A 17,709-nucleotide genomic window follows, 5' to 3' on the forward strand; every position below is an offset into this window, starting at 1 on the left:
ACAAAATACTAATTTTAATGTTTTTTTCAATTTTTAAAAAGCCTAAATAGAATATTTCGGCAATTATTTTAGGGTCTATGTAGCAATACTCAGGCTGTGGCGCTTTTTGAATTAATATTTTCGCTTTGTTATACTATCGTTACCTTTAAATCAGATAATTTAAATCTAAATATTAAAACTTATGAAATTTAAAATTTTTGACAATACTTTTCAACCTGGAGAAATGGCTACCTTAGCAATGCCATTACCAAGTCAATATTCTTGTGCACCAATGTACCTACCGATAAAAATTCTCAATGGTGTCAATGAAGGTCCTTGTATATTGATTTTTGGTATGGTTAATGGCGATGAATTTAACAGTATTGAAATTATCAACTCTCTTTTAGAAAAAACTAACCCTAAACAACTAAATGGTACAATCGTAGCAATCCCTGTACTAAACGTCTTTGGTTTAGTTCATAGTATCAAGCATAACCCTAACTTAGAGCAAGCTTTCCCAGGTGATGAGAATGGTTCATATATGCACCGTTATGCTTATAGAATAACCCAAGAAATTATAAAAAAAGCCAACTACTCTATCCAAATTAAAACAGGAGCTATAAATCACGAAATACTCCCACAAGTATATTTCAACGGTGAAGATCAAGAATCTATAAAAATGGCTAGAGCTTTCCAAGCACCAGTAATTACCGCAGTAAACATGAATCAATCAAGTATTCGTAAAATTCACCAAGATTTAGATATTCCTTTTATCTGCTATGAAGCTGGTGAGGCGAATAAATTTGATGAAGAAGCTATTAATGTTGGCATTGCCGGAATACAAAATGTTATGCGTAAAATAGACCTGCTAAAAGATCAAGAGTTTCTCCAACAAGTCAAACCATTAGTATCAGAAGATACTGAATGGACAGTCTCTGATAAACCAGGGATACTTAGAACAGAAATAGAACTTGGCACAAGAGTCAAAGAAGGCCAGAAAATAGGTAAACTAATAGACCCGTTTAGCAATGATGACAGTATTTATCTAAAATCGCCGATTGATGGCATTATACTCGGTATAAATAACTATCCGATGATTAAAGAAGGGGACCTAGTATTTAAAGTTTCATCTTTCCAAGACGATGAAAAAGCAGAAGCAAAAATAGAAGATTGGGAAGAAATAACAAAAGAAAACTTCAGTGATGAATAATAGATTATCTTTTTTAGCGATAGTTATATGGTTCACATGCGCTGCATTTTTTATGTACGAATTCCTGCTTCGAACAATATTAGGAACATTTGAATACCAAATAATATCTGATCTAGATTTAACCGTCTTAACGTTTAGTATTTTAAGCTCTACAGCATATCAGCTAACCTATGGGGTTATGCAAATTCCCGTTGGCATAATCACTGATAAATTAGGGCTAAAAAAAGCTCTCACTCTAGCGATATTAGTTTGTACTTTAGGAGTTGGCTTATTTGGCTTATGCAATAGTTTTGCTGCTGCATTAATCTATAGAGTAATGATAGGCTTTGGTGCTTCTTTTGGCTTTTTATGTCTGCTGATTGCTGTTTATGACTGGTTGCCACATCAGCATATAGGTCTATTTATTGGACTATCACAGTTTATCGGAGTACTAGGCCCAATGTTAGCAGCAGGACCATTAGAATCACTCTCTCAAGCTGGTGGTGTAGACTGGCGCTATGTCTTCGTTGCCTTAGCAATTATTGGTATAGTTCTAGCTGCTATAACCATACTAATAGTTAGAAATAATGATCAGTCAAATGGTGCTGGTAAAACCAAATTTATCATTTTACAAACACCAAAGTCACTATTAACTGAAATGAGAAGTATATTCGCTAACAAACAAATTTGGTTAATTGCAACTTTCTCAGCGACAACTTACTTAGCAATTGAATATTTATCAGAAAATGCTACTAAAAGTTTTTTACAGTTAAATGGCTTTGATGCAAAATTTAGCTCATATTTGATAACTCTAGCTTGGCTTGGATATGGTATTGGTTGCCCTAGTTTAGGTGCGATATCTGATCGTATAAAAAGAAGAAAACCTGTGATGATTTTTGCAATTTGTCTAAGTTTTATATCGTTACTAACAATAATATTTTTACCAATCAACCAAGGTGTACTCTATTTAGCTTTTATCTGTCTAGGTATAGGTGCTAGCGGACAAAGCATTGGTTTTGCAATAATCGCTGAGCAATCTAAATCTAGTTGTAGAGCTGCTGCTCTTGGAGTCAATAATTTCTTGATTATGTTATCGGTGGGTATTGGCTCACCTATAATTAGTGGCATTTTTGACTTAGTATCAAATCAAAGTAAAACACCAACAATCCACGCTTATCAAACCAGCCTAAGTATCCTCCTAGGATTTACAGCTTTAGGTATCTTAATTAGTGTATTTTTTATTAAAGAAACTTTCTGCCGTTCAACAAAAGAAGTTATATTTTTAGGTAAGATGCAGTAAATATTCTATAAATTAGTTAAGTTATCAATACTAATTTGCCTAGTTCTATATTTTTGTACTACAATACCCAAAATTATAATAGTGCTTAATAAAAGTGGTATTATCAAATATATAAAAGCTCGGTCAAAAACATCAATGTTTATTTTTCCAGTCAAAGGCCCATCATTTAGATATACACTAATATAGCTGATTAGATATTGAAAAATAGCCCCACAAAGACCTATGACCATATTAACTATAGCTAATGCAGTTGCTTTAACCTGTGGGGGGAATATTTCCTCAACCACTGAAAATACCAGAAGCATACTTGATACACTAAAGCCAATTACAAAAAAGATTATATATAAATTATCTGCTGAAATAATATCAGCAAAAATTATTACTACTGAAAATGCTACTATTGTAATTATATTACAAACTAGCATCCATACCCTTTTCTCACCAAATAAGCTAGCAATAAAACCATGAGTTGGCCCTCCAACTGCTATACCTATAAACATCATAACGCTTACTTTAGCTGCTAGATGCTGTGACAAACCATAAGCTTGTTCTAAAAATAACACATCATATAACTCAGAAAAAGAATTAACTACTATACCGACCATTAGGCCAGCGTATACAGCCAAGAGCCAAAGTTTTTTATTTAATAATAATTTTAAACTTTGAGCAAAGCTTAGATATTTAAACTTATAATTACTACTATCACTAACACCAGTCGCCGGAGACTTTAACAGTACAATAATTACAATGCTCCAAAAAATACCAAAATATCCTATCAATGCTAAAGCTAACTGCCAACCATGCTGCATAACAAGATAATTCAAAAATAACTGACCAAATATTCCACCTAATACTCCTACACTATTTGTAAGACCAACGGCAATTGGAAACACTCTTTCAGGTAAAATATCCGCGGCTACCTTTAACGTACCAATAAAGGCTACAGCAGATCCAACAGCTATAAGAATTCTACCTATAAGCATAGTTGCTAGACTTGGTTCGTAGCTAAATAGCAGTATCCCTAAACTCATCACTAAGCATGATATTGATAACATCACTTTTGAGCCATATTTATCAAGTAAAATACCTGCTGGAATTTGCGATACCGCATAAATAGGAAAATATATGCCCATAACGTAGGCGATATCTTCTATTCCTACCTGCATACTTGACGCTATCGTTTTAACTAAAACACTTGGTGCAGTATGTTGAAAATAATCTAACCCATAAAAAATTGCAGCAATACACCAAATACCCCAACCTATGACTAGACTATATTTTGTAGTCTTCATGTTGTATTAATATAGAAAATATTATCTAATCGATATTTATATAGGATATAGAAAATTATCCTAATTTGCGATTAAATAACAGAAATTTTCAGCCTAAATTAGCCAACTGAGCAAAAAGCTGTTGTTTGATATCTTAATTACTAGTTTATTAATTCTCAAAACTATTATAAAAATTTGCAAATGGTATAGCAAAACATAATTGTCCATTAAATATTTGTGCTGATTTTTTAGCAATCTCTAAGACATTTTTACCACTCTGGCTTCATGGTGATGTGGCAAGTAAAACTAGTTTTTGCCCGAAAAATATTTTTAGATATGCGTGAGCACCAATCAATTAAATTCTTATAAAATACAGGTATCACTGCTACTAATTAAATCACTAAGGTTTACAATTTAAGTTATAATATAGTAAGCAGTAATTAGTAGTTTTGAAATTAATATATGCCTTTGTATAATGAAATGCTTTTCAACATAATATCAACTATTATCAATATAATATTGATAACTATAGTCGCTAGCTTAGCTTTTTACTTACTAAAAAAGCGTGCAAAATCCACTAAACAGATCAAAAAAATAAAATCACGCGTAATTTATGTAAGTATAATTGTTTTTTTCCTAGCTCTTATAAAAATTTGGCTTGGTGGAATCGCTAATCTACTTACTATGCTAAGTTTAGTTGCCGCCGGTCTTATAATAGTTAATAAAGAAACTATTATGAATCTAGTTGGCTGGGTTATTATCAATTGGCGTAGCTTATTTTCTGAGGGTGACTATATCCAAGTACAAAATTACCACGGTTATGTTACTGAGATAAAACTATTTTATTTTAGAATGTATGAAACTATTGAACATGGCGATAAAAGACCAACTGGAAAACTCTTAAAATTTCCTAATGCTATAGTAATTACTAGTATTATTACGACTTTTACTAGTGATGAAAATATTGCTTTGCATAAAGTGCCTTGGCTTATTACTGCAGAAAAAAATCCTCTCGAGATTGCTAAAAAGCTTGAGCAACTAATTAAAAGAATTATTGCCGATAAATATTTTTTTAGTAGTGATTTCTCAAAAAGCTCAGTTATCAGTAAAAATAAACTCAAGAATTGTGGCATTCATGATTTCACCCCGTATATTGAAGTAAAAACTTTGGCTGATAAAGAAAATATTCTAAATGTTCAAGCTAGTTTTTATTGTTATGTCGAACATAAAAAAGAAATCGAACAACTCTATACCCAAGAGCTTATTAAAGAAATTAACTCTGAGCTCTCTTCTTGATAAATTTTTTAATGTAAAAATTAACTCCACTAATCCATAATGGACTAAATAATAACGATAAAGATATTAATGTAATACAATACTGATACATTGTCGCACTTAAAATTCCAGAAACATAACCCATAGAAATCAGTACAAAGCTAAACTCTCCTATTTGCGATAACATCGCTCCACCAATCAACGCCTCTTCTGTTCTTTGTCTAAGTGCTTTAAATATCAAGGCATTAATAGTTGTATTTAAAAAATATATCACTAATAAAAGTGCCATAAATAAGAAAATATGCTCCCAAAACAATTTTAGATCTATCAACATTCCTACAGAAATAAAAAACAGTGCCATAAATATTGTCTTAACAGTTGAAAGACTATGGCCAACCCATTCCGTCTCTTCAAGAGTAGAAACAATCATACCACCGACAAAAGCGCCAAGTGCTGATGAAAGTTCTAATGACTCAGTAAGTGCTGCCATACCAAAACAGATTACTAAAGCTGCAAAAACTCTCATTTCCTCATCTTTTCCTAAAACGGAAATAAAAGATATTTTAATATTCTTTTTCACTGCCATAAATGCTGCTATAGATATTACAAAAATACCTCCTAAAATTTGAATTATTATTTGACTAATTGATGGTTGCTCGCCACTTATTATTCTTACAAGGATAAGCATAGGTACTACTGCTAAGTCTTGAATTAGAAGAATTCCAAGTACATTTTGTCCCAGACGCGTTTTCATACTGCCACTATCATTTAATAATTTAAGCACAACGGCAGTACTACTCAAACTAATAACAGCACCAAAAAGTAATATTTTTGCAAGACTCCACTCTAAAGCTACACCAATTATAGAAACAATTAGACTTGTTATGAGCATTTGCAGCATTGTCCCAATAGTTGGAACTTTCCAGTTTTCAGCAAACTTGCGTGGTGAAATCTCCATCCCTGCAAAAAATAGTAATAGAATAACCCCTATTTCCCCTAACCTCGCAAGATTTTCTTGGTCTTGAATCAATTTTAAACCATATGGTCCTAGTAAAACCCCTGTTAATAGATATGCAACTACACATGGTTGCTTTATTTTTTTCAAGACAATTGTAACTACCAGAATACCTAGCATTACAAAAACAAAAATTGGAATTAGAGGTTCGTTATGCATACTCATATATTCTGAAATTAATTACAATAATGATACTGCATATATCGAGTAAATTACACTAAGACAATTAATTTTTTCTAAATTATTTATTATTCAGTGCTTGTTTATTTTGATTATAATCACGCAACCACTCTTTATAGCCTAGATAGACTAATATTAAAAATATTGCATATTGCAGAGCAGTGACATTATAACCCTTATAAATAAATAAAGGTACCGAAATAATATCTGCTATAGCCCACAAATACCAACTCTCTATCGCTCTTTTTATCAGCAAATAAACTCCAGCAAAAGATATTGCTGTAACAAATGCATCTATAAATGAATATAAAGGTAAATCTATAATAGAAGTTTGTTTTTGCAGTGTGTAAATAAATGGTGTAATAATAAAAGTAATTATAAATATATACAAAGAAATTTTTTGCTGATGTTTATTTGCTTTTGTTACATAAACATGAATCTTACTATCGCCTTCAAAGTGCTTTATCCAGGCAAAAAAGCCTATAACATTTGCTACTAAATAATAAAAATTCAGTAACATATCACCAAAAAGCTCCCAATCATACAATAAACATACATATATTGCTGATGATATAAAACTGACGATATATACCAAAATATTTCTCTTATACGAAAAATACACTCCAGCTACGCCAGTTGCAGCAGCGACTAACTCAAAATATGATTGGTAGTCATAAAATGATGATACTAACCAGTGATATATACTTTCCATTAGCTTATCTCTCTAGTAGATATTATACGATCAGCTCCTATAGCCATTTTCATAGTTGCAAAGGCAACATCACTCACACCATCACCACGTGGTGAAGCACTCAAATCTTTGACAACATAGGCAAGCATACCGTCATCAAACATATCCATGGTTGTTTTTAAAAGACACACCTCAGAAAATAAGCCACATAAATATAGCTCTGTTGGTTGGATTTTTTGTATCAGTTGTTTAAGCTTTTGATTATAAACAGTATAAGTTGAGTGCCAAACAAAACTTGCTTTTTGTGGTACTTGTATACCATCAATTAGCGCCTTATCAGCTTCATTCTGAAAACCAAACCATTTTAATTGTCTTTCAAATAATGAATTTTTTGTGTTCTCAAACATTGCAAAACAAACATTATCAAAAAGTTCGCTAGCTTTATTAAACTTTTCAACGATATTTTTTGCTTGCGGGCATTCAAAGCCTTTTTGCATATCAATAACAATCAATAACTTAGACATTAATAATTTTACTCAGGTTTAGATATTAAAACTTAGAAAGATACTACTTGATGATTTAACTTTATTCAATAAAATAAACAGCTCAAAACTTGTAATAAAATTATTTAAGATCACTGGTCATTACAATACGATCATCACCTAAACCTTCTTTCATAGCTGCAAATGCAACTTCCTGTGCGACAATGCCATGTGGCGATCCACTTAGATCCTTGATAATATATGGTACTATTCCATCATCAAACATATCCATAGATGTCTTTAGTAAACAAACATCTGAAAACAGCCCACCGAGATAAATTTCTGTCGGCTTAAGCTTTCTGATTAAGGCTTTAAGTTCATCATTATATACCGTATAATTATGATGTTTTGTAAAATACGCATTTTCTGGTACTTCTACACCATCAATAAGCCTTCTATCTTCTTCATTTTGAAAATCAACCCATTTTAGTTGTGTTTCAAAAAGTGAATTCTTTCTGTTTTCGAATATCGCAAAACTGACGTTGTCAAAATAAGAATAAGACTTATTGAGATTTGCTATTACAGCTCTAGCTTCAGTGCAGTCAAAGCCTTTTTGCATATCAATGACAACTAATAATTTAGACATATATACCATGATTACTTAGTTATATCTTAGTAGATACTATATAATTCTTGCAGCTTAATCAATATAATATCTTTGGATTTGTTAAAATTATAATAAATAGAGAGTATTAATTTAAAACTTATGAGTAATTTAGAAGCAATCCTTGAGCTTGAAACTATTGATGTTGCAAAGAAATTACTAGGACATTTTTTAGTAAGTAAACATAATAATATAATATTAGTAGGGAAAATAGTTGAAACTGAAGCATACCTACATAATGATCCTGCTTGCCACTCATATAACAATAAAACAATGAGGAATTCAATGATGTATGCACAAGCAGGTACTAGTTATGTATATTTTACTTACGGAATGCATTACTGTATCAATGTTGTGACATCAGATTTGGGTATTGGCGAGGCCGTACTTATAAGAGCACTCGAACCAATAGCTGGAATTGAGCAAATGCGGATTAATAGATCAAAAATAAGTTTAACAGACTTATGTTCAGGTCCAGCAAAATTAACACAAGCGTTAAATATTACTTTAAAAGATAATGGTATTGACCTACTTGATATAAGTAGCCCTCTTCATCTTAGATATAATAGTGAGTTGATAGATGATACTAATATAATACAAACACAAAGAATAGGTATATCAAAGGCAAAAGATATGCCATATAGGTTCTATGTCAAAGATAGTAGTTTTGTATCTAGGAAATAATCTTTAGTCATATAATCATTAAAAGCTAGATTAAATTTAGATCTCAGTGATAAAATTAAGATATGCAATTTATAAGTAAATTATTAAATTATGTCTACAGAAAAAATTCTCAGAAAAAAATTAGCAGTTTGTCACCATCTAATACATTATTATGGTTGGGATGACCTCCTCGCTACACATATATCAGCAAGGCTTCCAAATGGAAACATAATTATTACTCCACACAATGTAACCTTTGATAAAGTTACTAAGAAAAATATTGTCACAATAACACCTAATGGAGAAATAGTTTCAGATAATGGTTACAAAGTAATGCCACAAGCTGCTAATATCCATTTAGAAACATATAAGGCTAGAAAGGATGTTAATGCTATTATTCATACACATAGTAAGTATGCAGTAATCCTCTCATCCCTAGAGTGCGGCATGCAGTTTACTAATCAACAATCTTTAAGATTCTATGACGATGTATCCTATCACTATTATGCTGGATTAGCTTTAGATGATGAAGGTAAAGCCATTGCAGCTAGTCTTGGTGAAGAAAATAGTATGATGATATTAGATAATCACGGAATTATCACAACTGCAGAATCTATTGAAAAAGCAATTTACAAGCACTACTATTTTGAACAGGCTATTGAACTTGAAGTAAAAACTCTAGCTACAGGACAAAAAATTAGACGAATTCCTCAAGAAATATGTCAAAAAACTGCAGCGCAATTTGCCAAAATAAATACTTGCCATTTAGAATTTGAAGTATTTAAGACACTAACAAAAAGTTATAGATAGTTGAATATAATAAATGAAGAATATTGAAAATTTAAAATTTAGGCTAGCACACAATAAAAAAGTATATATTGGTTATCCCACTGCTACAGATTTTAACTATGATAGTTGTAAAGAACTGGTATCTGAACATTTTAATAATATTGGTAATCCATATAGTAAAGGCTCTCCTTTTAGTACTTTAGGCCATGAGAGAGCTGTTATAAACTTTTTTCTTAGCTTATATATGACTAATACAAATGATTCTTGGGGGTATATAGCAAGCTGTAGCTCAGAAGCTATATTATATGCTGTATGGAATGCTAGGAACTATTTTAAAACTTATGATGTAACTTTAATTTATAGTGATTACGCTCATTATTGTATAAATAAAACCGCAAACATATTAGGGATCAAAAATAAAGTTATAGGTTCTCGTAGTAATGGAGAGATTGATCTAGAATTATTAGAGCATTTCTTAAAAGAAAATAATAAAAAAAATCAGGCATATATTTTTGTTGCAACTATTGGTTCAACTATAACATCTTCTTTAGATAAGCATAAAGAAGCCAGAAATATTTTAAAGAAATATACAGATAATTTTTATGTACATCTAGATGGCGCATTTGATGGAGCTTTCCTACCTTTAAAAGAACCTTATATTATTGGAGAAGATTTTGAATCAGTAAATATTAGTGGGCATAAATTCCTAGGTGGCCCTATGCCCTCGGGAATATTACTAATACAGAAAAAATATATTTCACAAAACTATATAGAATACATCGACAATGATGATATGACTATAGGAGGCAGTAGAAATGGTTTATCAGCAGTATTATTGTACAATAGAATTCTATCTTTAGGGTCTAAAAAAGGACTTACGCAAAGGTACCAAGAATGTCTAGATAAAAGTAAAAATTTCCTAGAAATTCTAAAGAAAAACAACATAAAAGCATGGAAAAACCCACAAGCAATTACTATAGTTCTAGAGGATATTGACAAAAAAATATTTGATAAATGGCATATGCCTAAATATAAAAACCAAGCGACAATAACTTGTTTACCTAAGCTAACTAAGCAAATGCTATTAGAATTAATTTTCGATATAAGAAATCCTGATAAAATAGACTTTTCTAAGGCTAAAAGGTTTGCAGAAGATATTACCCCTCTTTGAAATAAGCCCTACGTGCTACATTTTTAAAGATATGTTTAGATATTTCATTATTATTAATGTATTTATATAAAAATTTCTGCCAATAATTATAATCATCGCGATTTGACACAGGAAAGTTTGAACCATAACATAACTGATGAAATGAAATATTCTCAAAAACAAAATCTAGTGCTTTTTCTACATTTGACATACCATTATTTAAATCAAATCCAGAAAGCTTAAGATTCCAGCTAGTATTTTGCCCACATTCTTTTATAAACCTATGCCATTCTATCAAGTTATTATCACGTCCGAATAGAGGTAAACCAAAATGTTCTACCATCATTTTCACATTAGAATTACTTATTTTTTCTAAAATAGGTAAAAACTGCTCTGGATACATTTGTGCTTCAAAAATAAAATCATTATTCTTTAGAATTTTTAACTTTTGCTCTAAATCTTTTGGTATAGACTTTTCAAATGGACTATATTTTGATTTATATGTTTTTGACATAATTTGGCGTATACCAACAATATCATTGTGTTTAGCTAAATATGTAATCTTTTTTTCAAACTGAGAAATTTCTAAATTAAAATCAGCAAAAGCTACTATTTTAATATTTTTATTATTAAATTTAGATTTTAACCAGTTATACTCACATAAAGGATCAAATTTTTCACTATGAGCTTCTATATGTACAAATGCACTAGCATTCAGATGCTCTGGTATTACTAGTTCTGGTAAGTTTGTATCTTTAACCCAATCGTTATAACCATTTCTTATATCCCAAAAATGGATATGTGAATCTATTATATCCATAGCTTAATAATATCCTTCATAGCTGCCTTAATAGATTATCTATCTTAACAAAAATTTTTAAAAGATTTTTGATATAAAAGCTTTACAAATAATTTTTATGAATTAAAATACGTGAATATTAATACATATATATAAGTTCGTATTTTAAGAGAGGAGAAAAATATGACTAAACAAGATATAGATAATGCACTAATTAAGTGGAAAAATGGTTTATTAAAGATTTCTAAAACTTATAGGGAAGGAGGAGACTATAAGAAATTAGCTCATGATTTTATTAAAGAGATGTATGCTTATGATAATAGTCAAGTTCTTTTTAAACCGACTCTAGCTTCTAAAAAGATGTTTAGAGGTGAATTAGAGGGTGCGATATCTTATTTTGTTGCAGGCAATGATAAATACCCTGAAGATAATGGCTTTGCTATCGGTCCTTGGGCAAACTTAGAATTTGAAAATGCTGGATATATAGTTCAAGACAATATAAGTATAGTTATGGGTAACAAACATCTAACTCAAACTAATGGTAACAAGGTAATAGCAAACTACACAATGGGATTCAAACCAAATGATAAAGATGAAATACAAATCGTACTTCACCATTCATCTTTGCCATATACTCCAGTATAATAAGTATAAAATAAAACTTTTAAAATGATACTAATGCCTACAAATAAACAACAAAGTTGGACTTTCTTAACTAATCATTCTCATGTGTTATGTCTCATCAATAGTGACCCAAACATCACTATTAGAGATATGGCTATCAAGGTTGGAATCACTGAAAGAGCGGTCTTAAATATTCTAAGTGACCTAACTGAGACAGCCTATCTAACAGTCACAAAGATTGGTAGAAATAATCACTATACTATCAATAAAAACAAAAAGCTTAGGCATCCTATCGAAAGTCATTGTAATATTGATGATTTCTTAAAACCTCTTGCAATGAAAAATTCATTTTAATAAATTTTGCCTATCACTCTATCACTATACATACTAATTCTTAGCTTTACTCATAAATCCAGTAAGTTATCTTGGTATCAGGTAATATACTACACCCATAAAAACATGAGCATAAATATACAACTCTATTAAAACAACGATAAGCACACCACCACAGATATGTATATAAGCCCCAAAATTAAGACCATAACAAATATGCACAAAATTACTAAAGGTTGCTGATTAATATTTATTGTCATTCTCACGCAGGTGGGAATCTCTTAAATAGTATAAGATCTCCGTATCAAGCACGAAGATGACCCTGTTTTTTTAGGTTTGAACAAACATTAAATTAACAGTCTTTACTATTAAGAATTTGAATAATAACCAAAACAGCTATAGCTATATATAAAAGACGATGAAAATTCTTATCCTGCGACTGACCTAAGTATTGCCAAAATGATTCTAAGAAAAAATATAGTTTTTTAAAAATCGTATTTTATATTTTTACTTTAAGAGTTAATAACTTTAGCTAATATATAAATATATATTTAGCTATCACTCATAGCATTATCAACTAAATTATTATCAAGTTCCTTTTTTGGTTTTATATTCGAAACTTGCTTAAGTTTTTCAACTTGACTAATTAGATTGCCACGACCAGTTTTTAGTTTACTAAAAGCATTTTCATAAGATTTATTAGCATCATTTATAGACTTACCTACTTTTTCTAAATCTTCAACAAAACCAACAAATTTTTTGTATAGTTCCTCTGCTCTAGTATATATATCTGAGATACTCTGAGCTTGTTTTTCATATCGCCAAGTATTTTCAACAGCGCGTAATGCTACAAGCAGGGTTGTAGGGCTTACTAGGATTATCTTTTGTTTGAATGCCTCATCATATAATCTTGTATCTTTATCAAGAGCAAGTAACAGAGCCCCCTCTACTGGTATGAACATAAAGATAAAATCTAATGAGTTTATACCTTTTAGATTTTCATAGCTTTTATTTGCTAAACCTTTGATATGTTCTCTGATTGATCTAATATGAGCTTTTAGGTGAGACTGTTTGTGATCATCATCAGCCGCCATATAGTCATTATAAGCAAATAGTGAGGTCTTAGCATCTATGATAATATCACGATTATCAGGTAGTTTGACAACCACATCAGGTCGGTATACTTTACCCTGATCATCTGTAGTTTGCTTCTCTCTAAAATACTCAAAACCTTCTCTAAGTCCCGATTTTTCAAGAACATTTTCAAGTACCATCTCACCCCATATACCTTGTTGTTTAGTACTACTTCTGAGGGCATTGGTGAGATTATGTGCTTCTGTAGTCATCTTTTGATTGAGTTCTTTAAGAGTCTTAAGCTCATTTTGTAACGCACTTCTAGCATTAGATTCTTTATCATAAACATCTTCAACTTTTTGTTTAAAATCTCTTAGTTGTTCTTTAACAGGATTTAAGACACTATTTAAACTTTGTTGATTTCGTTCATTTAGTTTCTTAGAACTATCTTCAAAAATTTTATTAGCTAAATTTTCAAACTCAATTTTAAGCTTTGCTTCACTATTTTGTAACAACTCTATTTTCTCTCGCAGCGCATTATTTTGCTCTTTGAGTTGAGTTTCAAGCATTGCTATTTGCGATTTATTATTTTTTATCTCATCAATATAGTTATATGCTTTATCTCTCTCTAATTTTAACTCTAGTTTTAACTCATCTATGCGTTGTGCGCTATCATGCTTTAATTCTGCGTTCTTTTGTTTTTCTTGATCTAGTAGTGTATCAAATGTTACTTCTTTACTTCGCAGTGTTATCAACTCTTGCTGTGTGGAGTTTTTGTATTGCTCAAATGCTTGGCGAATATTACCAACTTCTGTGGATTTTTTGTTAATTATTAAAAAAAATATTATACCAAAAGTAATTAATAGCACTGTTAATGCTATAGTTAATATCATTATCTTCCCCCCTTTATATTCTAAATATTATCTTTTTGATCTTATTGACCCTTGTAAAGCTCTACGAATTACCTCTGCTGCTGTAGTTGCATCTCCCATAGCAGAGCGAATCATTTTTTCGGCATCTTTTTGCTTATAACCCAAAGCTAACAATGCATCGACAGATTCGTTAAATATGGAGTTTGCTAACACTGTAGGTGTTGATACTTGTTGTGCTTGTAAACCTAGAGTAGCTGTACTAGAACCTGTAGATTGAGCATAAATCTCATTAGCCATTTTCAATAATTTATCATAAATTTCAACAACCAGGCGCTCTGCTGTTTTCTTACCAATCCCCGGCACTGTGGCTAATAAGGTATAATCTTTGTTTTCGATACAATGTAACAGAGTTTTTGAATCCATACCAGATAAAATAGCAAGAGCTGTTCTAGCTCCTACCCCACTTACTTTAATTAGTTCTTGAAAAACTTTCTTATCAACTTTTGATTTAAATCCATAGAGCTGCTGAGCATCTTCACGAACGACAAAATGTGTATGAAGGCAAACCTGACTGTCAATTTCACCTAGTGTATAGAATGTTGTCATTGGTACAAAAACCTCATAACCAATACCATTTACATCAATAAGTAAAGCTGTTGGATCTTTTTCTATCAATACACCTTTTATAAAACTTATCATCAATAATATTCCCTTAGTTCCTTTGAACTGTTGATAATTTTAAGCTTACTATAAGTGCTACTAAAAAAGCGATAGGAAGAATTGAAAGAGCTAGAGAAATATCTAGATTAAAACTATTAACTAATAGACCAACAATGAGGGGAACAATAAAACCTGAAAACATTACTACAGTATTATTTATACCAAAAAATATGGATTTAGGCTTTTGCCCTCTATAATTTGCTATTACAGTGAATGAAAGTGTCTGACCAGCAGCAGCACAACCAATTAAAAATAACACTATCATACTCATCATTTGATTTAACCGTAAAAATAATAATAAAGAAACACAGATAAGACCTAATAGAGAAACTATAAATAGCATATTGATCTTGTCTTTAAACTTATCATACATTAAACCAAAAAAAGGACTACCGATACCAAGCCCTAGCCATAAAAAAGCCACAGAATAAGATGCCTGAGTAATAGTAAGTCCTTTAGTTTGTAATAAGTTCACTCCCCAAATAGCTCCTAATGTAGGTATAGAACAGTAAATAAAGAAAGCGTAAAAATATATACTATTTAGCTTTTTGTTTAAAAGATTATCTTTTATATCACTAGTTAATTCTTGCTTAGTTAAAGTTTGTTTAGCTTTTGAACCTTCTTTGACAAAAACTAAAATCAATACAGCTAACAAAATTCCTAAAATAGCAGAAATTAATATTACCAATCGCCAACTATCTAAGTAATTTACAAAAAACAACAATGGCCCACCAGCAAGGATTGGCCCCATAGTTCCTAATATCTGAGTTGATCCTGATAAAATTCCCATATATCTCATCGGGAACCATTGTGTTGATATTATTAATAAACCTAAAAAACCAAAAGCTGCACCAATGCCCATCAAGCATCTTGCAAAAACAGCAACATATAGACTAGATGTTAGCGAAAAAAGTAATGCTCCTAAAGCACATGTGATGGTTGCAAAAAATAGTGATTTTTTTATACCATACTTATCAAATAAAAATCCTACCGGCACCTGTAATAATGAATAGCACAAATAAAAAGCTCCACCAAATAACGAAAAACTAAAAGCCGTTGCATGAAAACTAACAACTATATCTTGATGGAGTGAGTTTGGCAACACTCTTAGGAAAAATTCATAAAAGAAAAATGTAGCGCCAATAAGCCATACTGTACAAGCTCTAATATAATACTTTGTGCCCATATAAAAAAACACTGCTAAATTTTTATGATAAGGCTATTATAAGTTTGCCACCGAACTTAGACAAATGATTTTTTTGATATTTATTTAACTCTCTTTTGAGAAACCCGACTTGCTCCAGAGATTTTTGCCAATGATTTACTACTATGATAATGACATATTGCTATTGCTAAGGCATCTGCTGCATCTTCTGGAGGTTTCTTACTCAACCCTAACAAAGATTGTACCATATGCTGGACTTGTGATTTAGCAGCACCTCCAGTACCTACTACGGCTTGTTTGATTTGTTTGGCTGAGTATTCGCTAACCTCTAGATTGTTAATTGCTAGCGTACACATCGCCACCCCTCTAGCTTGACCTAGCTTAATAGCCCCCATAGGGTTCTGAAACATAAAGATTTGCTCAATAGCAGCCTCAGTCGGTGCATAAATACTTATAATTTGTGTTATACCATCAGCAACCTGCTTAAGCCTTCTTGCGGTAGTTGCTTCTGTAATACGAATACAGCCACTTGCGACATAATAGATTTTATTTTCTTGGACTTTTATGACTCCGAAACCTGTTATCCTTGAGCCTGGATCTATTCCTAAAATAACCATTTAATACTTATTATCATCCTATGACTACAAGATTTTACTATAAATTAATACGAATATATAGAAAACTATCAATATCATTAATTATAGTCGAATAAGAAAATCTAACCAAATTGCTCGATTAGCTCTTGAGTAAAATTAGCATTTGAATAAACACTTTGTACATCATCTAAATCTTCTAACTTGTCAATCAATGCCATAACTTTCTCTGCAGTTTCTGCATCTAATTCTGCCTTTGTTTCAGCATCAAAAGTAACTTCTGCACTTTCAGAATTAAAACCTTTTTTAATTAAAGTCTCTTGTATATCAGAGAAGTCATGTGGATCTGTGTATACATCTATACTACCATCTTCATGAGTGATTATATCTTCTGCACCAGCTTCCAAAGCAACTTCCATCAAGGCATCCTCCTCTAAACCTGGTGCAAATGAAATGATCCCTTTTTTAGTGAACATATATGCTACAGAACCATCTGTACCGAGGTTACCACCACTTTTTGTAAATGCATGACGAACCTCGCCAACAGTACGATTACGGTTATCAGTCATACAATCCACAATAATTGCTACACCTCCTGGACCATAACCTTCGTAACGAACCTCCTCTACATTTGCACTTTCATCACCACCAGCACCTTTTACTACTGCTCTTTCAATAGTGTCTTTACTCATGTTGTGCGCCAAAGCAGTTGCTATTGCAGCTCTTAGACGTGGATTAGCATCTTTATCGCCACCACCTAATCTTGCAGCAACAGTTATTTCTCTGATTAGCTTTGTAAAAATTTTGCCACGTTTTGCATCTTCTTTTGCTTTTTTATGCTTAATATTAGCCCATTTACTATGACCTGCCATTTTTACACC

The 17,709-nt window shown here is 31.4% G+C and carries 19 protein-coding genes and 1 pseudogene; 8 read left to right on the plus strand and 12 right to left on the minus strand.

Annotated elements, in window-relative coordinates; genetic code table 11:
• Positions 1–181: 181 nt before the first annotated feature.
• Both CGC45_RS05225 and CGC45_RS05230 read left to right on the plus strand, forming a co-directional pair.
• A complete protein-coding gene (locus CGC45_RS05225) occupies positions 182–1,189 on the plus strand; it encodes a succinylglutamate desuccinylase/aspartoacylase family protein (RefSeq protein WP_071629283.1) in 1,008 nt (335 codons plus the stop codon).
• Positions 1,182–2,468: an MFS transporter gene (locus CGC45_RS05230; RefSeq protein ID WP_071629284.1), complete on the plus strand. Its 1,287-nt coding sequence runs from the start codon at positions 1,182–1,184 to the stop codon at positions 2,466–2,468. Before CGC45_RS05225 ends, CGC45_RS05230 begins: the two co-directional genes overlap by 8 nt.
• Positions 2,469–2,473: 5 nt before the next feature.
• On the opposite strand, the gene CGC45_RS05235 is transcribed toward CGC45_RS05230, so the two are convergent.
• Positions 2,474–3,760: an MFS transporter gene (locus CGC45_RS05235; protein WP_071629285.1), complete on the minus strand. Its 1,287-nt coding sequence runs from the start codon at positions 3,758–3,760 to the stop codon at positions 2,474–2,476.
• Positions 3,761–4,201: 441 nt separating this feature from the next.
• On the opposite strand from CGC45_RS05235, the gene CGC45_RS05240 reads away from it, so the two are divergent.
• Complete coding sequence (locus CGC45_RS05240; RefSeq protein WP_071629286.1) at positions 4,202–5,035, plus strand: mechanosensitive ion channel domain-containing protein; 834 nt, start codon at positions 4,202–4,204, stop codon at positions 5,033–5,035.
• Here CGC45_RS05240 and CGC45_RS05245 read toward each other — a convergent pair.
• From CGC45_RS05245 to CGC45_RS05260, 4 genes are all read right to left on the minus strand, one after another.
• Positions 5,013–6,188 carry a cation:proton antiporter gene (locus tag CGC45_RS05245; protein ID WP_071629973.1) on the minus strand — a complete coding sequence of 392 codons (1,176 nt, stop codon included), beginning with the start codon at positions 6,186–6,188 and terminating at the stop codon, positions 5,013–5,015. The two genes, CGC45_RS05240 and CGC45_RS05245, sit on opposite strands and share 23 nt — an antisense overlap.
• A gap of 82 nt (positions 6,189–6,270) precedes the next feature.
• Entirely contained in the window at positions 6,271–6,921 is a 651-nt protein-coding gene (gene pnuC, locus CGC45_RS05250; RefSeq protein WP_071629287.1) for a nicotinamide riboside transporter PnuC, read from the minus strand.
• Positions 6,921–7,424, minus strand: a complete 504-nt coding sequence (locus CGC45_RS05255; protein ID WP_071629288.1) for an isochorismatase family protein — start codon at positions 7,422–7,424, stop codon at positions 6,921–6,923. The genes pnuC and CGC45_RS05255 overlap by 1 nt, the downstream gene beginning before the upstream one ends.
• A 100-nt stretch (positions 7,425–7,524) precedes the next feature.
• A complete protein-coding gene (locus tag CGC45_RS05260; RefSeq protein WP_071629974.1) occupies positions 7,525–8,028 on the minus strand; it encodes an isochorismatase family protein in 504 nt (167 codons plus the stop codon).
• A 120-nt stretch (positions 8,029–8,148) separates the two neighbouring features.
• On the opposite strand from CGC45_RS05260, the gene CGC45_RS05265 reads away from it, so the two are divergent.
• The 3 genes from CGC45_RS05265 to CGC45_RS05275 all read left to right on the plus strand — a co-directional run bounded on the left by CGC45_RS05265 (position 8,149) and on the right by CGC45_RS05275 (position 10,669).
• On the plus strand, positions 8,149–8,730 hold the full coding sequence (locus CGC45_RS05265; protein WP_071629289.1) for a DNA-3-methyladenine glycosylase: 582 nt from the start codon (positions 8,149–8,151) through the stop codon (positions 8,728–8,730).
• 90 nt (positions 8,731–8,820) lie between these two features.
• A complete protein-coding gene (locus CGC45_RS05270; RefSeq protein WP_071629290.1) occupies positions 8,821–9,519 on the plus strand; it encodes a class II aldolase/adducin family protein in 699 nt (232 codons plus the stop codon).
• Positions 9,520–9,532: 13 nt separating this feature from the next.
• A complete protein-coding gene (locus CGC45_RS05275) occupies positions 9,533–10,669 on the plus strand; it encodes a histidine decarboxylase (RefSeq protein ID WP_071629291.1) in 1,137 nt (378 codons plus the stop codon).
• Here CGC45_RS05275 and CGC45_RS05280 read toward each other — a convergent pair.
• On the minus strand, positions 10,656–11,468 hold the full coding sequence (locus tag CGC45_RS05280; RefSeq protein ID WP_071629292.1) for an amidohydrolase family protein: 813 nt from the start codon (positions 11,466–11,468) through the stop codon (positions 10,656–10,658). The genes CGC45_RS05275 and CGC45_RS05280 overlap by 14 nt on opposite strands.
• A gap of 162 nt (positions 11,469–11,630) precedes the next feature.
• On the opposite strand from CGC45_RS05280, the gene CGC45_RS05285 reads away from it, so the two are divergent.
• Positions 11,631–12,092: a metal-independent carbonic anhydrase family protein gene (locus tag CGC45_RS05285; protein ID WP_071629293.1), complete on the plus strand. Its 462-nt coding sequence runs from the start codon at positions 11,631–11,633 to the stop codon at positions 12,090–12,092.
• A gap of 33 nt (positions 12,093–12,125) precedes the next feature.
• On the plus strand, positions 12,126–12,425 hold the full coding sequence (locus CGC45_RS05290) for a winged helix-turn-helix transcriptional regulator (protein ID WP_071629975.1): 300 nt from the start codon (positions 12,126–12,128) through the stop codon (positions 12,423–12,425).
• Between the two features lie 343 nt (positions 12,426–12,768).
• Here the strand turns inward: CGC45_RS05290 and CGC45_RS09460 are convergent.
• The 6 genes and pseudogenes from CGC45_RS09460 to CGC45_RS05320 all read right to left on the minus strand — a co-directional run.
• Positions 12,769–12,897, minus strand: a pseudogene (locus CGC45_RS09460) (cytochrome b/b6 domain-containing protein); the annotation flags it as partial.
• A 58-nt stretch (positions 12,898–12,955) separates the two neighbouring features.
• On the minus strand, positions 12,956–14,371 hold the full coding sequence (locus CGC45_RS05300) for a DNA recombination protein RmuC (RefSeq protein ID WP_071629294.1): 1,416 nt from the start codon (positions 14,369–14,371) through the stop codon (positions 12,956–12,958).
• 27 nt (positions 14,372–14,398) lie between these two features.
• Positions 14,399–15,049 (minus strand): Holliday junction branch migration protein RuvA, encoded by a 651-nt coding sequence (ruvA, locus tag CGC45_RS05305; RefSeq protein ID WP_071629295.1) that lies wholly within the window; start codon positions 15,047–15,049, stop codon positions 14,399–14,401.
• 13 nt (positions 15,050–15,062) lie between these two features.
• Entirely contained in the window at positions 15,063–16,256 is a 1,194-nt protein-coding gene (locus CGC45_RS05310) for an MFS transporter (RefSeq protein WP_071629296.1), read from the minus strand.
• An 80-nt stretch (positions 16,257–16,336) separates the two neighbouring features.
• Positions 16,337–16,852, minus strand: coding sequence for a crossover junction endodeoxyribonuclease RuvC (gene ruvC / locus CGC45_RS05315; RefSeq protein ID WP_071629297.1), 516 nt, complete (start codon positions 16,850–16,852; stop codon positions 16,337–16,339).
• Positions 16,853–16,953: 101 nt separating this feature from the next.
• Positions 16,954–17,700, minus strand: a complete 747-nt coding sequence (locus tag CGC45_RS05320) for a YebC/PmpR family DNA-binding transcriptional regulator (protein WP_071629298.1) — start codon at positions 17,698–17,700, stop codon at positions 16,954–16,956.
• Positions 17,701–17,709: the final 9 nt, after the last annotated feature.

It is taken from the genome of Francisella opportunistica, assembly GCF_003347135.1.
Taxonomy (GTDB): domain Bacteria; phylum Pseudomonadota; class Gammaproteobacteria; order Francisellales; family Francisellaceae; genus Francisella; species Francisella opportunistica.

Bases quoted from the DNA above. Each gene is read 5' to 3' on its own strand.
- CGC45_RS05280 (WP_071629292.1), bottom strand. From the start codon at position 11,468: ATGGATATAATAGATTCACATATCCATTTTTGGGATATAAGAAATGGT.
- CGC45_RS05285 (WP_071629293.1), top strand. From the start codon at position 11,631: ATGACTAAACAAGATATAGATAATGCACTAATTAAGTGGAAAAATGGT.
- CGC45_RS05310 (WP_071629296.1), bottom strand. From the start codon at position 16,256: ATGGGCACAAAGTATTATATTAGAGCTTGTACAGTATGGCTTATTGGC.
- CGC45_RS05290 (WP_071629975.1), top strand. From the start codon at position 12,126: ATGCCTACAAATAAACAACAAAGTTGGACTTTCTTAACTAATCATTCT.
- CGC45_RS05275 (WP_071629291.1), top strand. From the start codon at position 9,533: ATGAAGAATATTGAAAATTTAAAATTTAGGCTAGCACACAATAAAAAA.
- CGC45_RS05320 (WP_071629298.1), bottom strand. From the start codon at position 17,700: ATGGCAGGTCATAGTAAATGGGCTAATATTAAGCATAAAAAAGCAAAA.
- CGC45_RS05235 (WP_071629285.1), bottom strand. From the start codon at position 3,760: ATGAAGACTACAAAATATAGTCTAGTCATAGGTTGGGGTATTTGGTGT.
- ruvC (WP_071629297.1), bottom strand. From the start codon at position 16,852: ATGGTTATTTTAGGAATAGATCCAGGCTCAAGGATAACAGGTTTCGGA.
- pnuC (WP_071629287.1), bottom strand. From the start codon at position 6,921: ATGGAAAGTATATATCACTGGTTAGTATCATCATTTTATGACTACCAA.
- CGC45_RS05260 (WP_071629974.1), bottom strand. From the start codon at position 8,028: ATGTCTAAATTATTAGTTGTCATTGATATGCAAAAAGGCTTTGACTGC.
- ruvA (WP_071629295.1), bottom strand. From the start codon at position 15,049: ATGATAAGTTTTATAAAAGGTGTATTGATAGAAAAAGATCCAACAGCT.
- CGC45_RS05245 (WP_071629973.1), bottom strand. From the start codon at position 6,188: ATGCATAACGAACCTCTAATTCCAATTTTTGTTTTTGTAATGCTAGGT.
- CGC45_RS05265 (WP_071629289.1), top strand. From the start codon at position 8,149: ATGAGTAATTTAGAAGCAATCCTTGAGCTTGAAACTATTGATGTTGCA.
- CGC45_RS05255 (WP_071629288.1), bottom strand. From the start codon at position 7,424: ATGTCTAAGTTATTGATTGTTATTGATATGCAAAAAGGCTTTGAATGC.
- CGC45_RS05230 (WP_071629284.1), top strand. From the start codon at position 1,182: ATGAATAATAGATTATCTTTTTTAGCGATAGTTATATGGTTCACATGC.
- CGC45_RS05300 (WP_071629294.1), bottom strand. From the start codon at position 14,371: ATGATATTAACTATAGCATTAACAGTGCTATTAATTACTTTTGGTATA.
- CGC45_RS05270 (WP_071629290.1), top strand. From the start codon at position 8,821: ATGTCTACAGAAAAAATTCTCAGAAAAAAATTAGCAGTTTGTCACCAT.
- CGC45_RS05225 (WP_071629283.1), top strand. From the start codon at position 182: ATGAAATTTAAAATTTTTGACAATACTTTTCAACCTGGAGAAATGGCT.
- CGC45_RS05240 (WP_071629286.1), top strand. From the start codon at position 4,202: ATGCCTTTGTATAATGAAATGCTTTTCAACATAATATCAACTATTATC.